Genomic DNA, 13,383 nt, shown 5'->3' with positions numbered 1-13,383 from the left:
ATAGAAAAACGATAGTTTTTAAGAGGTTTTGTTAATTTATTAATACAAAAACTTAAATTTTTTATTAAAATAAAGCAATAAAATGTTCTTATTTTAGTGTTTTAAATAAAAAAAATCAGTCATTATATGGCTGATTTTATATTTTGTTAATGTATATGTTACCACCCTCCGGATGCACCTCCTCCGCCAAAACTTCCACCTCCTCCGAAGCCGCCAAATCCACCTCCTCCGGAACTTCCGCCACCAAAGCCTCCACCGCCGAAGCTGCCCGGGAAAGGGAAGAATCCGCCAGGATAATTTCTGCGTCCTCTTCTGTTCAGGATTACATCGTCATCATCATTATTTCCGCCACCACCACCTCGGTTCCCGAACAGAATAGCCAGAATAATAAATATGACGAAAGCAATGATAAGAACTCTCAATGCCTTTCCATTTCCTTCCCCTGTTGCCGGTTCATTTACAGGCTTAAATTTCCCCTGAACGGCTTCCATAATGGCTGAAGTACCGCGGTTTATACCTTCATACCACAATCCTTGCCTGAAATTAGGAGTTACAATATAATCCAGTATTTGTCCGGAAACTGAGGCTGTAAGGTATTGTTCTACTGCTCTTCCCTGCTGTATAGACATCGTCCTGTCCTGAGTTGCTATAAGAAAAACAATTCCATTATCTACCCCTTTCTTTCCGATTCCCCATTTTTCACCAAACATAGTTGCCAGAAAATTGACATCTTCTCCTTTTGTGCTTGGAATAATAATCACCTCAATTTCTGTAGATGTCGAATCTGCGAATTTGATCAGCTTATTATTAAGATCATCTTTTTCCTGTTGTGAAAGCAGGTTAGCTTCATCATATACAGGATATAAAACAGCTGGTTTTTTAGGAATGGTATATTGTGCTGATACAAAAGTGTAAAAGCAGATCAATAGAAATGAAAATACTGATTTAAGAGAACGTAATTTCATTGGGGAGTTCATTGGGATTTTCTCCTTCTACAGGAAAATATTTTTTTAATTCAATACCAGTCTCCAGAATGGCACTCTTCAAAGCCTTGTAATAATTTCCTTTGGCAAATTCAGAAGTTATATAGTCATGCAGGTGGTCCCAGAAATACTGATGTACTTTTTCATGAATTCCCGTATCACCAATAATGGTAAGATATTTTTGTTCAAAATTAACATGGAAAAGTACTGCATTTCTATGCGTGGTTTTGTGCATACCAAGCTTTTTAAAAACTTCCAGCGCTGTTTGGGCATGCTGGGTTTCCGTATGGGAATCTATATGCACTCTGATCTCACCTGTAGAATTCTCTTCCGCAGACTGAATAGCTTCCACCAGGGAAGCTATTTGTTGATTTGTCAGGAAATTGCTCATTATTCAGAGAAAACTTCTGGTGCTTTATTAGCTCCGGCTTCTGCTTTGAAATAAGGTTTTTCTTTAAAGTTTGTAAAATTCGCCAAAATATTATTTGGGAAAGTTTTTATCGTAGTGTTATAATCTTTCGCAGCATCATTGAAATAAACCGTTTCAGATCTGATACTGTTTTCAATTGCGGTGTATTCTCTTTGGAAATTGATGTACTGCTGATCAGCCTTTAAATTAGGATATGATTCTACCACAGCCATTAATCTGCTTAAAGCTCCTGATAATTCTCCCTGTGCAGCCTGAAACTTCGCAAGGTCAGCTTCTGTCATATTGGTAGGATCAATATTTATAGAGGTTGCTTTCGAACGGGCCTCTATTACTTTGGTTAAAGTTTCCTGTTCAAATTTAGAATATGATTTTACCGTTCTTTCGAGGTTAGGAATCAGGTTGGCTCTTTTCTGATAAACAGTCTCTACATTAGACCATTTGCTGTCAACATTCTGTTCTTTTGTTACGAAATTATTATATCCGCTTTTTCCCCAGAAGAAGATTACGGCAACAATGATAAGGAGAGCAATGCCAATAGTTCCGGCGCTCAAACAGCCTTTATTTTTCATAGTTTATTTTTTTAAATTTTTTGTGCTAATCAAATATACAAATTATGTGCTAATTTTGTGGAAAATTATTTGAATGACAACAATTGTGGTAGCAATGGGGGAGAAAAATGAAATTGGTTTTAATAATCAGTTACTCTGGCATCTTCCGAAAGATTTAAAACATTTTAAAGATATAACTTCCGGACATCCGGTAATCATGGGAAGAAAAACCTATGAAAGCATCGGGAAGCCACTTCCTAACCGTACCAATATTGTTATTTCAAGAAAAAAAGATTGGTTTGAAGAAGGAATCCTGATCGTGGGCAGTATTAAGGAGGCTGTAAAATTTGCCAAGAAAATTGATGAGGAGATCTTTATAATAGGCGGAGGAAACATATATGAACAGACGATGGATGTTGTGGACAAGCTTGAAGTAACTTTAGTAAAAGCAGATCTTGAAGCGGATACCTTTTTTCCAAAAATAGATGGGAAAATCTGGGCAAAAACAAATGAAATTTGCCATGAAAAGGATGAAAAGAACCCGTATGATTTCTGTTTTCAGACGTTTGAGAGGATTAAAAGTAAACGGGATTAGAATTCTGACGGCTAAGTTCTAGCTTCTAACCTCTAAATTTTTTATCTTTGCACTTCTAAAATTGAATAATGAATAAATACATAAAAATTGTAATCGCAGCTCTTCTTATATTGGGTGGACTTGCCATGATGATTTTCACAAGAAATTTAGGTTGGGGAATTGTAATCTTTCTTCTTTCAGCTTTACCGATCTTTCTTTTCTTTAAAAATGAATATATCCTTTTGGCTTTCTGGCAATTGAGAAAACAGAATATGGAAAAAGCTGTAACTTATTTAGACCATATCAGGAACTATCAGACACAGCTTCATAAATCTCAATATGGTTATTTCCATTATCTGCAGGGATTAACTCTGGCTCAGGAACATCCTACCAAAGTTGAGCCTTTAATGAGGAAAGCACTTGAGTACGGTTTAAATATGAAACATGACAGAGCAATGGCTACTTTAAATCTTGCTGCTTCTGCCATTTCTAAAGGAAGAAAACAGGAAGGGCAGAAATTATTGGAAGAAGCTAAAAGATTGGATAGTGCAGGAATGATGACAGATCAGATCAAAATGATGAAAGATCAGTTGAAGATGCCCACAATGCAGAAACATATGCATAACCCTAATATGAGACAAAGAGGAGGGAAAATAAGATAATTGATTCCTTATCATAAAAAATAAAGGCAGAAAGTTTACTTTCTGCCTTTTTATATTGTTTTGTCTGATCTACATTTCCGAATTGTGGTCATATCCGTAGAACTTAGGCATCTGCCAGTGGTATTTTACCGCCAGTGTACGGATCACCACTATCAGAAGGATCGTAAAAATCTGGATAAAAGTGTAGGAAAAGTTAGAATATTTTGTCATCAGTAAAAAAGCAGCTCCGCCAAAAATACAGGCTGTAGCATAAATTTCTTTTCTGAAGATCAGAGGTATCCTGTTGAGTAAAATATCCCGGATAATCCCTCCGAAACAACCTGTAATAGTTCCGAGCCCGATGCATATCAAAGGATGGATATCTGCATTTAAACCTTTCTGGATACCTATAATGGTAAATAAGCCGAGTCCCAGGCTATCAAAAATAAATAAGGTAACCTGAAAGTTTTTTTCAAAAGATTTAAAGACCATCGTAAATATGCTGGTCATAATAATAACGGCGCAGGTCAGCAAATCATGCATCCAGAATACCGGAATATCCAGAAGCAGATCCCTAACAGTTCCTCCTCCCACTGAAGTTACGAAAGCTATAATGAGAACTCCAAAAGGATCAAGTCGTTTTTGCATAGCAGCAAAGCTTCCCGACATCGAGAAGGAAATTGTCCCCAATACTTCTATGGCAAAATTGAACTGTTCGTGCATATATTTTGAATGATAGCTGATAATAGATTGATGATTCTTCCATAAGCAAATCCTTTACCATTTATCACTGATCAACCGTTATTTATTTTTTTGTATTCTCTACTCTTACCGCTTCAGGAACCAGAAGTTCATACTCTCCGTTGTGGTTGATGATTTCCCTTACAATGCTGCTGCTGATAAAAGATTTTCCTGATGAAGTTAATAAAAATACGGTTTCAAGCTTCTTATGGGCCAAAGTTCGGTTGGTATGGGCAATTGCTTTTTCAAATTCAAAGTCTGCAGGATTTCTTAATCCGCGGATTATGTATTGTGCATTTTTTTCAAAACAATAATCAACAGTAAGGCCTTCAAAATAGTCAACCTCTACGTTGGGAAATTCTGCAACAGAATTCTGGATGAATTCCATTCTTTTTTCAAGCGGGAACATGTATTTCTTTTGGGAATTCTGTCCGATGGCAATAATTAATTTATCAAAAAGGGGAGCAGCTCTTTCTATAATGTCATAGTGACCTAGAGTAATAGGATCGAATGATCCCGGAAAAACAGCAATTTTCATAATTAGTTTGGTTTTTTCGCTAATGCTTTTTCAACTTCATTTCCACAAAGATCCATTATGGATATACCGTAATGTTTTGCCTGCTGTGGGAGAATACTTGCCGGAGAAAATCCCGGGTTTGTATTCATTTCGAGCATATAAGGAATGCCGTCCATCAATATATATTCACTGCGTGAAAAACCACTCATTCCTAAAGAGTCATAAGCCTTTTTTGAAATTTCTTCAACTCTTTTTGTTGTTTCTTCGTCAATTCTTGCAGGGGTTATTTCTTCTGAAGCACCTTCGTACTTGGCTTCATAATCGAAGAATTCATTGGTAGGAACAATTTCCGTAATCCCCAAAACAATTGTCTCTCCTTTAAAATCAATTACCCCTACAGATACTTCCATTCCATCCAGGAAGCTTTCTATTAAAATTTCATGATCTTCCTTAAATGCAACTTCTGTCGCCGGAAGTAATTCGGACTTTTCTTTTACTTTAGTAATTCCTAATGATGAACCGGATTGGTTAGGCTTTACAAATAGGGGAAGACCAAGATAGTCTACTATTTCATCAACATTAATATTTTCACCCTTTCTCAGATAAATACTTTTTGCTGATGGGATACCATATTTGGACAGAACTGCTAAAGTGTCCTTTTTATTAAAAGTTAAGGCACTCTGATAAAAATCACAACCCGTATAAGTTTGCCCTATAGCATCCCAGTAGGCCTGAAGTATGCCGTTCTCACCAGGTGTTCCGTGAATGATATTAAAGCATACATCAAACTTCAATTGCTCATTATTTTCCAATGTTACAGAGAAGTCTCCTTTATTGATCGGATATTCCTTTTCGTTCTGATCCAGAAAATACCACTTATCCTTTAAAACAACTACTTTATATACATCATACAGATTCCTGTCCAACGAATCATAAATTAATTGACCGCTTTTCAGGGAAACTACGTATTCATCAGAATATCCGCCCATAACTACGGCAACACTTTTTTTGCTCATAACCAAATAGTATCAATTAAGGCAAATTTAATCATTTTATGTAATGCAACAGGTGAAAATCCGAAATTTTGAAACCAAATATGAAATGTGATAAATAAAAAGTACATTCTAAAATTATTAGCTATATTTGCCATTATAATTAAAGTATTTTTAAGTATGCTTAAATCACTTTTCAACTGGAAAGTTTTACTGAATTTGTTAATAGCCATCGGTGTTTTTATAGGGTTGGTATGGCTTACATTTCGTTGGTTAGAATACCATACGAATCATGGTCAGGAAATTCCGGTTCCCAATGTTGTAAACAAATCCGTTCATGAGGCGGTAAAAATATTAGATGATGCCGGTCTGGGCTATGAAGTAGACAGTGCTGCTTATGATCCAAAATACAAACCTTTCCAGGTTTTAAAGATGTCTCCTACTCCTGGTTCCCATGTAAAGGATGGAAGAGCTATTTATCTGATCGTAAACCCGAGAAGCTGGGCTCCGGTTGCAATTCCTGATGTTATTAACAAATATTCAGGTCTGGCTTTCCAAAGGATAGATCAGGTAGGTCTGAAAGTGGGAGATACTATCTTCGAACCTAGCATCCAGAAAGATGCAGTACTTAGAATTTTATTTAAAGGAAATCCTATGAAACCAGGATCGCTGATTCCTAGGTTCTCAACGATAGATGTAGTAGTTGGTTCTGGACCCATGAGAAATATTTCTATTCCTAATGTAGTTGGCTTAACGGTAAAAGAGGCCAGAGCATTAATTACAAGAAGTATGTTTGAAGTAGGACTAGTAGAACATGAAGATGGAGGTAAAGATGAATCTGATATTATCTATTATCAGGATCCTGCTGCAGGAGATGTAAGAGATCAGGGAATGCAGATGGACCTCTGGGCAAGTAAAAAGACTCCGGCAGAATTGCGCTCTAAAATAGAAGAGCTGAACTCCGTATACCGTATGAAGGTAGATACTTCGTTGCCACCTATACAATATGAAGAAGTTCCTGTTCATCAGCAGCCTGTTTACGAACCAGTTCCTGTACCACCAGTGGTTCATAAAAAAATTGAACCTGCTAAAACGGAAGTTTCTAAAACTCCGGTTTCGAAACCTGCGACTGCTGATACGAAGCCGAAAACAACAACCGAAAGTAAACCGAAGAGTACAACAATCAATACTCCTGCGGGAAATAATAATGCTGGAAATAATAAAACAGCAACAAATGGTACACAACAACCAGCTCAAAAGCCAAAAGCTAAGAAAGTTGTAGTAGAGTAGTTACCATTTATTATTAAAAATACAGGCTTCAACTTATCATGTTGAGGCCTTTTGTGTAAAAAATAAAAAATCATGACAGAAGATAACGAGGATTTTTTTGATGAAGAATTATTGGATTCCAACAATATTGATATTGATGAGGAAAATAAAGGACTGTATGAGCATTTCAATATTACTGTCGATAAAAACCAGGAGCCTTTAAGAATAGATAAGTTTTTACTGATTTTCAGGCAGAATTCTTCAAGAAATAAAATTTCACAAACATGCAGAGCAGGTAACGTTGTCGTAAACGGAACTCCTGTAAAACAGAATTACCGTGTAAAGCCGGGAGATCAGATTTCTGTTCTACTGGCCCATCCTCCGAGAGAAAATGTAATTATCCCTCAGGATATTCCGATCAATATTGTTTATGAGGATGATGATCTTGTTGTTGTAGATAAAGAACCCGGAATGGTTGTGCATCCCGGATTTGGAAACTGGGATGGTACTTTGGTGAATGCTCTTGCATTTCATTTTGCCAAAAATGGTGAGAAATCTGATCTGGATAGAGTAGGCCTTGTTCACAGGATTGATAAGGATACCTCGGGTCTATTGGTTATCGCCAAGAATGAATATGCATTAAGCTTCCTTGCCAAACAATTTTTTGACAGAAGGACGAAAAGATTATATTGGGCTTTTGTGTGGGGGAATGTACAGGATGATGAAGGTACCATTCGGGGGCATATAGGGCGTCACCCTAAGAACAGGATGCAGATGTCGGTTTACGAGGACGGAAGCCACGGGAAGCATGCGGTTACGCATTATAAAGTTTTGGAAAGGTTCAGATATATGACCTGGGTAGAATGTAAACTGGAAACGGGAAGAACCCATCAGATCAGGGCTCATTTTAAACATATTGGCCATACCCTTTTCAATGATGAAAGATATGAAGGTCATACGCCTTTAAGAGGAGTGAATTTACCTAAATATAAACATTTTATTAAAAATGTTTTCGAAATCCTGCCAAGACATGCACTTCATGCACATACCTTAGGTTTTATACATCCTACCACTAAACAGGAATTGTATTTTGAAAGCCCAATGCCTCAAGATATGGCGGATGCTGTAAAAAAATGGAGAAATTATTTGGAAAACTAAAAATATATTGAGATTTTTTTTATATTTGTTGAATTGAAATCAAGATTTGTTATGAGAAAACTATATGCTATAGTGTGTTTGGCTCTTTTGTCAAATGCATACAAAGCACAAGAAACACTACCATATTATCAACAATATCTTTTGGATGGTGAGTTCCTGTTCAATCCGGCACAATACGGTAAAACAGATTATGTTCAGCTCAACCTCAATTATCAACAGCAATTTTCAAAATTTAATGAGTCTCCTAATGTGCAGTCAGTAGGGATCAATGCTAACATTTTTGATAGAGTTGGTGCAGGGATATCTGTTTTTAGAGATAGTAATGGTCCTATTTCAGCAGGAGGTATTACAGCGGGTGCTTCATATTTTATTCCGCTTAGTAGTGAAGGAGAGAGAAAAGATCAGTTCTCATTCGGTACCAGTGTTAGTTTTTACAATATGAATTTTGATTATACTAAAATCAATACTGAAGATGGGTATGATCCTTTATTGCAGGGTACGGAGAGTAATATTTTCATGGCATATGCCAACTTTGGTTTAGCCGCGACTTTTAGAAATATCTTTGCCGGAGTATCGGTTAATGATATTGCTTTGACGAATGACGAATCTATTGTGAATGGTCGTGAGCCTTCTCCTATCAAGTTCTTCTTAAACTTAGGATATGACTGGCATTTCGCAGATAATATGTACGTTACACCATCTGCATTAATCAATTTGAATACGAATTCTACAAGAACAATTGATTATAACTTGATGGCCACATTCTTTAATGATATCAATTCATTCTCTTTTGGGGTAAGTTACAGATCAGTTCAGAACAGATTTGATAACCAGCAATTAAGTATTTCACCACTAGTAAAAGTAAGATTCAATAAGTTTATGATCGGAGCAACTTATAATTTAGGTTTGTCTGATATTCAGACTTATGGAGGAAACAGCTTTATGATCGGATTGGGTTATAACTTCGATAACTTTATTAATCATAGAGGATATAGATATTAATCAATTTAATTTAAATAAATTTGAGCTCTGAATTTTTCAGAGCTTTTTTTATGATTTATATTCACATTCCTTTTTGTAAACAAAAGTGTAGTTATTGTAATTTTCATTTTTCAACATCTTTACTGTCTAAAGATGAGGTGCTTTCTGCTATTAAGAAAGAACTTTTTTTAAGGAAAGATGAATTACATAATAAAACACTACAGTCGTTGTACTTTGGTGGCGGAACACCTTCAATCCTATCAGGAGATGAGATCAATTCAATTGTTGATGAGGTATTGAAGTATTATAGTTTTGAAAAGGATATAGAAATTACTTTGGAAGCCAATCCGGATGATCTGGATAAGACCTTCCTGAGAGATCTCTCAAAATCACCGGTTAACCGATTGTCAATCGGAACGCAAAGCTTTTTTGATGATGACCTTAGGTTGATGAACCGTGCTCATAATGCTTCACAGGCAGAGGATTCTATTAAGAGAGCACAGGATTTCGGTTTTGAAAACCTGAGTATTGATCTGATCTATGGATCTCCCACTTCTAATTTGGAAATCTGGAAAGAAAATCTGAATAAAACAATTGCCCTGGATGTTCCTCATATCTCTTCTTATGCACTGACCGTAGAGCCTAAGACGGCATTGAATGACTGGATTTTGAAAGGGAAAGTGGCTACACCAAAAGAAGAAGAGCAAAATAGAGAGTTTTATTATTTGTCTCACTTTTTAAAAGATAATGGGTTTGATCATTATGAGGTATCTAATTTTGCTAAACCAGGATTTTATTCAAGGCACAACTCGTCTTATTGGAAGTACAAAGAATATTTGGGACTAGGACCCTCAGCCCATTCATATAACGGAGCTGACGTGAGAAGTTGGAATGTCGCTAATAATCAGCTTTATGTAAAGAAGCTGAATTCAAATTCTTTGGCTAAAGAAACTGAAATTCTATCGCAGGAAGACCAGTTTAATGAGATGATCATGATCGGATTACGGACGATATGGGGAGTGGACCTGGATAAACTGAAGAATAAGTTTTCTCCTGAAATAGTTGAGAAATTTCATCAGGAGATTAAACAAAAGATAGCTGACGGCATACTTGTTATTGAAAATAATCATTTGAAAATACCGGAAAAGCACTGGTTTATGGCGGATGGAATTGCTTCAGATCTGTTCCTGATTTGATTGTAAAAGTTTGATGTAATACTGGTGAAATTCATTATTTTTGTATAAAATTTCAACTCTTTTGAAAACTAAGAAACAAGATTATTCGCATCTTTCGGCTAAACAACCTATCGGAATTTTTGATAGTGGTGTAGGAGGTTTAACCGTTGCTAAAGAAATTAAAAGGCTTCTTCCTCATGAAGATCTTATTTACTTTGGTGATACCAAACACCTTCCTTACGGAGAAAAGTCTCGTGAAGCTATAATAGAATACTCTACCAAAATCACAAATTTTTTATTGGAGCAGAATTGTAAAGCAATTGTTATCGCCTGTAATACAGCAACAGCAAATGCTCTTAATGAAGTGATGCAGACAGTTGCCGGAAGAGTTCCTGTTATTGATGTTATTAATCCGGTTGCAGAGAAGGTATCTTATGAGATCCACACCAATGTTGGCGTGATTGCTACAAAAGCAACTGTGAATTCAGGGCTGTATAAAAAAAGTATAAGAAAGCATAATAAATGGATCAAAGTGGATGAGCTGGCAACTCCGTTGCTGGTTCCTGCCATTGAAGAAGGATTTAAAAATCATCCGATTACACATGCTATCATTTACAATTATTTAAGTAACAACAAGCTGAAAAATATTGAAACATTGATATTAGGATGCACTCATTATCCTTTATTAATCGATGAGATCAAGCAATATTACGGAAACCGTGTTCGTGTTATTGACTCTCCGAATATCGTGGCGAGCCATTTGAAAATTATTCTTGATAAATACAATCTTTTAAACGATCTGAATGCCAAGCCAAGTTATCACTTTTATCTTTCGGATCTGACGAAGAATTTCGAAAAGATATCCAAAAAGTTCTTTGGTAAAAGTATAGACCTGGAATTGAAAGTATTATAATATAAAAAGCTGTTACAAGGAATGTAGCAGCTTTTATTTTAATCAACATTTAAAAAGTTATAGTTCTACTATTATTTTTTCTGATTTCAGTCTTTTCTTAGAGGTGATTGTCGGTTGATTAGTGTCCGTTCCGGATCTTTCTCCGATAGTGACAGCAAATAGAGTTTCATAAAGATCATTCTTCAGGATATTATCGTATTTATCCGTTTCAATTCCTTCCATAGGAGTGGAATCTATTCCCATTTCGGCGCATGCAGCAAGCAATACACCAAGAGAGAGATATACCTGATGGGCTAACCAAGCCCGTATTGCAATGTCACCTTTAGGTTTTACCATCGTTTTATAGTAATTAATTGATCCTTCAGGTAAATTTTCCTGAATTTGCTTTTCAAAATCTTCAACGTTTTTCAGCACCTGGAAGACAATGAGTTGACTGCTGTCCAATACTTTCTCCTTATTAAAATAAGAAGCTTCAGCCAATTGTTCTTTTATTTTCTGATTATTTACAAAAATAAAATTCCATGGCTGGCTGTTGATAGAAGAAGGGCTCAGGTTGAGGATTTCCTTTAATTCAAGAATTTGTTCTTCGCTTACTTTACCTTGTGGATTATACTTTTTCACAGTATACCTGGTTTTCATTTTGTTTAAAAAATTCATAATTTTGTACTATATTTTTTATAGTTGCAAAACTAATTTAAGTTTAATAAATTTGCAAGAACGGTCAAAAAGGATAGTAGTAAAATGTATACAATAGATAATAAAACGTACCCGTGTTGTACAAGTATCACCATGAAGTTTATTGGTGGGAAATGGAAAGCAGTGATTTTATACCATCTTATTGAGGGGGCAAAAAGATATAATGAGATCAGGAAAGATATTCCTACCATTACGGAAAGAACATTAAGCCTTCAATTAAAACAATTGGAGGAAGACGGTATTATCAGCAGAAAGGTTTATACGGAAAAACCGCCGTTAGTAGTGGAGTATGCCTTAACTGATTTTGGAAAGACGCTTCTTCCTGTTTTGAATGAAATTACAAGATGGGGAGACGAAGCCATTGCCAATTCCAAAAAAATAACCAGGAATTAGAGTTCCTGGTTTTCTGTATCTGATTGAGTTGGTTCAAAAAAGCTGAAACTTACGTTTCCATATTTTCTGGTATCTATAAGATTCGGGTGTTCAAATTTTAAGCGACTCTGATGCTCTATAATAAGAACTCCGTTTTCTTTTAGGTATTTATTGTTTAATACCAAAGAGATGATTTCATAGTATTTCTTCTCTTCAGTTTCAAAAGGAGCATCGGCAAAAACAATTTCAAAAGATTTTTTATTTCTGAATTTTTTGAGCCAATCCACCACGTCCCCTCTTTGCACATTAACCTGTAATGACATGTCCAGTTCGGATGCTGTAGAATTAATGAAGCTTGTATGTTTGGGGTTCATCTCTACAGAAGTTACATCCTGACAGCCTCTGGAGGCAAATTCTAATGAAATAGAGCCTATTCCTGCAAAAAGATCAAGAACAGAGATCGATTGCATATCATATTTATTTTCCAGAATACTGAACAGAGCTTCCTTTGCAAAGTCAGTAGTTGGCCTTACATCAAAGTTTTTTGGGGCGGCAATTTTTTTGGCTTTCCATCGGCCGGAAATTATTCTGTACATGTTGTTTAGATGTTAGATTGTTAGTAATGGATGCAATGTCAGGTAAGACCTGGCGTCTGCAACCTGCGACCTAATTAAGTATAAAATTCTTATTAGGAACGTTATCATATACAATTTTCAGGTTCTTTACGAATTTTTGTAATTCAGAAATGAATGTTTCATTTTCAGTGGTTTCTCCATAAGCATAGAAGTTGGTTTCATTGATCCCAAATCCTATTTTACTTAATGTGAACATTACAAAATAAAGAAAATCAACCTCAGAATTGACATCCAGATTATTGTATAAGATCAGTTTTTTATTATCCAGGGCAAAAAATTCACATTGGTTATGATAAAGGTTAATGTGGATTTCTTTATTGTTTTTATGGCTGATTGAATTCAGGAATTTTTCTCCTGAAAAATTAAAGTGAACGGGAACGGCCAGCTCCTTTATCTTTTTATAAAAGTTTTTAGGAAAAGTATAATAGAACTGAATCCTGAACTTTTTATTAAGGGACAGCATCAGCTCTTCATTGTCCTTATCCACAGGAGCATTGAATGCAATAAGATCATATCCCGCCTCATGTTCTGAAAATCCTTCAGGCATAAGGGTAAAATGGTTCAAGGCTGAAATGACAGAAATCTCATCGAACCTTTGCTTTATTAAAACTTCATCCAGTTTCTCAGCGATAAAATTTTTAGGAGACTCTTCATTAACGAAATAAGATTTCTCTTCCAAAATGCTTTTATTCCTCGCAATTTGGTAGATTAATCCGTCTTTTGTAAAAAGTAAATTAAGTACGTTCATATTTCTATTG

At 35.7% G+C, this 13,383-nt stretch carries 17 protein-coding genes; 8 read left to right on the top strand and 9 right to left on the bottom strand.

All coding sequences use genetic code 11. The features are described 5' to 3' along the window. Positions 1 to 158 precede the first annotated feature (158 nt). Genes AC0INN_RS19030 through AC0INN_RS19020 form a run of 3 tightly spaced genes read right to left on the bottom strand, consistent with a single transcriptional unit; the run spans position 159 to position 1,982 of the window. Positions 159 to 965, bottom strand: coding sequence for a TPM domain-containing protein (locus AC0INN_RS19030; RefSeq protein ID WP_306614570.1), 807 nt, complete (start codon positions 963 to 965; stop codon positions 159 to 161). Beyond that, a complete protein-coding gene (locus tag AC0INN_RS19025; protein WP_194304275.1) occupies positions 946 to 1,374 on the bottom strand; it encodes a TPM domain-containing protein in 429 nt (142 codons plus the stop codon). The genes AC0INN_RS19030 and AC0INN_RS19025 overlap by 20 nt, the downstream gene beginning before the upstream one ends. Then, positions 1,374 to 1,982: a LemA family protein gene (locus AC0INN_RS19020; RefSeq protein ID WP_172283591.1), complete on the bottom strand. Its 609-nt coding sequence runs from the start codon at positions 1,980 to 1,982 to the stop codon at positions 1,374 to 1,376. The genes AC0INN_RS19025 and AC0INN_RS19020 overlap by 1 nt, the downstream gene beginning before the upstream one ends. A 73-nt stretch (positions 1,983 to 2,055) precedes the next feature. Between AC0INN_RS19020 and AC0INN_RS19015 the strand changes: the two genes are divergently transcribed. Next, on the top strand, positions 2,056 to 2,556 hold the full coding sequence (locus AC0INN_RS19015; RefSeq protein WP_306614568.1) for a dihydrofolate reductase: 501 nt from the start codon (positions 2,056 to 2,058) through the stop codon (positions 2,554 to 2,556). Between the two features lie 68 nt (positions 2,557 to 2,624). Next, the gene (locus tag AC0INN_RS19010) at positions 2,625 to 3,197 is read left to right on the top strand and encodes a tetratricopeptide repeat protein (protein ID WP_172283595.1); all 573 of its coding nucleotides are present in this window, start codon (positions 2,625 to 2,627) and stop codon (positions 3,195 to 3,197) included. 69 nt (positions 3,198 to 3,266) lie between these two features. On the opposite strand, the gene AC0INN_RS19005 is transcribed toward AC0INN_RS19010, so the two are convergent. From AC0INN_RS19005 to AC0INN_RS18995, 3 genes are all read right to left on the bottom strand, one after another. Beyond that, positions 3,267 to 3,899, bottom strand: a complete 633-nt coding sequence (locus AC0INN_RS19005) for a trimeric intracellular cation channel family protein (RefSeq protein WP_273650679.1) — start codon at positions 3,897 to 3,899, stop codon at positions 3,267 to 3,269. Between the two features lie 82 nt (positions 3,900 to 3,981). Then, positions 3,982 to 4,455 (bottom strand): pantetheine-phosphate adenylyltransferase, encoded by a 474-nt coding sequence (gene coaD / locus AC0INN_RS19000; protein WP_273650680.1) that lies wholly within the window; start codon positions 4,453 to 4,455, stop codon positions 3,982 to 3,984. 2 nt (positions 4,456 to 4,457) lie between these two features. Continuing rightward, a complete protein-coding gene (locus AC0INN_RS18995) occupies positions 4,458 to 5,450 on the bottom strand; it encodes a D-alanine--D-alanine ligase (RefSeq protein WP_172283601.1) in 993 nt (330 codons plus the stop codon). Between the two features lie 156 nt (positions 5,451 to 5,606). On the opposite strand from AC0INN_RS18995, the gene AC0INN_RS18990 reads away from it, so the two are divergent. The 5 genes from AC0INN_RS18990 to murI all read left to right on the top strand — a co-directional run bounded on the left by AC0INN_RS18990 (position 5,607) and on the right by murI (position 10,922). Next, positions 5,607 to 6,716 carry a PASTA domain-containing protein gene (locus AC0INN_RS18990; protein WP_273650681.1) on the top strand — a complete coding sequence of 370 codons (1,110 nt, stop codon included), beginning with the start codon at positions 5,607 to 5,609 and terminating at the stop codon, positions 6,714 to 6,716. A gap of 72 nt (positions 6,717 to 6,788) precedes the next feature. Then, positions 6,789 to 7,853: an RluA family pseudouridine synthase gene (locus tag AC0INN_RS18985; RefSeq protein WP_273650682.1), complete on the top strand. Its 1,065-nt coding sequence runs from the start codon at positions 6,789 to 6,791 to the stop codon at positions 7,851 to 7,853. A 51-nt stretch (positions 7,854 to 7,904) separates the two neighbouring features. Beyond that, the gene (locus AC0INN_RS18980; protein WP_172283607.1) at positions 7,905 to 8,855 is read left to right on the top strand and encodes a PorP/SprF family type IX secretion system membrane protein; all 951 of its coding nucleotides are present in this window, start codon (positions 7,905 to 7,907) and stop codon (positions 8,853 to 8,855) included. Between the two features lie 50 nt (positions 8,856 to 8,905). Then, positions 8,906 to 10,030: a radical SAM family heme chaperone HemW gene (gene hemW, locus AC0INN_RS18975; protein ID WP_273650683.1), complete on the top strand. Its 1,125-nt coding sequence runs from the start codon at positions 8,906 to 8,908 to the stop codon at positions 10,028 to 10,030. A gap of 61 nt (positions 10,031 to 10,091) precedes the next feature. Continuing rightward, complete coding sequence (gene murI / locus AC0INN_RS18970) at positions 10,092 to 10,922, top strand: glutamate racemase (RefSeq protein ID WP_172283619.1); 831 nt, start codon at positions 10,092 to 10,094, stop codon at positions 10,920 to 10,922. A 57-nt stretch (positions 10,923 to 10,979) separates the two neighbouring features. Here the strand turns inward: murI and AC0INN_RS18965 are convergent, their stop codons facing one another. Next, a complete protein-coding gene (locus AC0INN_RS18965) occupies positions 10,980 to 11,579 on the bottom strand; it encodes a nitroreductase family protein (RefSeq protein WP_306614562.1) in 600 nt (199 codons plus the stop codon). Positions 11,580 to 11,663: 84 nt separating this feature from the next. Here AC0INN_RS18965 and AC0INN_RS18960 point away from each other — a divergent pair, with 84 nt between their 5' ends. Further along, positions 11,664 to 12,011, top strand: coding sequence for a winged helix-turn-helix transcriptional regulator (locus tag AC0INN_RS18960; protein ID WP_172283622.1), 348 nt, complete (start codon positions 11,664 to 11,666; stop codon positions 12,009 to 12,011). Here the strand turns inward: AC0INN_RS18960 and rsmD are convergent. After that, complete coding sequence (rsmD, locus tag AC0INN_RS18955; RefSeq protein ID WP_273650685.1) at positions 12,008 to 12,586, bottom strand: 16S rRNA (guanine(966)-N(2))-methyltransferase RsmD; 579 nt, start codon at positions 12,584 to 12,586, stop codon at positions 12,008 to 12,010. The two genes, AC0INN_RS18960 and rsmD, sit on opposite strands and share 4 nt — an antisense overlap. 70 nt (positions 12,587 to 12,656) lie before the next feature. Next, positions 12,657 to 13,373, bottom strand: a complete 717-nt coding sequence (locus AC0INN_RS18950) for a DUF3822 family protein (RefSeq protein WP_273650686.1) — start codon at positions 13,371 to 13,373, stop codon at positions 12,657 to 12,659. Positions 13,374 to 13,383 lie beyond the last annotated feature (10 nt).

The organism is Chryseobacterium subflavum (genome assembly GCF_055762745.1).
Note: the sequence above shows the minus strand (reverse complement) of the source record. Positions and strands in the feature narration are given on the sequence as shown.